The organism is Acinetobacter sp. V89_7, assembly GCF_029967895.1.
GTDB lineage: Bacteria > Pseudomonadota > Gammaproteobacteria > Pseudomonadales > Moraxellaceae > Acinetobacter > Acinetobacter soli.
Genome location: NZ_JASCAJ010000014.1, coordinates 1 through 600, shown reverse-complemented (window position 1 = coordinate 600; position 600 = coordinate 1). Strand labels below are relative to the sequence as shown.

Annotated in this window: 1 pseudogene; it reads right to left on the bottom strand. The window is 46.0% G+C overall.

Annotated features, from left to right (window positions below):
• A pseudogene (locus QLG00_RS01225) lies at positions 1-600 on the bottom strand (hypothetical protein); the annotation flags it as partial.

Here is a 600-nt window from a genome sequence, read left to right as displayed (position 1 = left end):
CCATCTGCAAGGGTGATGGTTTCACCAAGCTTCACATTGTCTGAGGCACCTGTATTCGCTCGGAAGTTCAGGCCTTTGTTCGCTTCTGTCAGCGCAGTATCTGCCGTACCTTTAACAGTGGTGATCGCTTTGTCAATCGTCGTCTCACCTGTGCCACCAATGTTACTCGTGGTCAGTGCACCTGTCGCGGTGTCTATCGTCGTGGCACCACCGATAATGTTCTTCACATTATTCGCTGCACCGTACAACTGACTGCCATTGATTGCTTCGGTTGATGCCGATGTCACTGCGCCAGCGGCAATACCACTGATTTTATTGGTTGCCTTGTCAAGGGTAATATTTCCAACGGTGACCTTGTCAAAGTTCACGTCGTTTTTGGTCGCAACCGTGATTTCATTTCCTGTACGGGTGATTGCGACATTCTTACCATCAGTAAATTTGACTGTATCAGTTGATTTTACTGAACTTGCAGTGTCGTTATTTGCCTGTAATTTAAATGTTTGATTTTGCAAGTTACTGATGCTTGTGGTGTTCGCACTGACATTTTGGTTAGTGGTATTTAGTTGTCCACCATTTACCGCTTCTTTGGAGTTAGCTGCG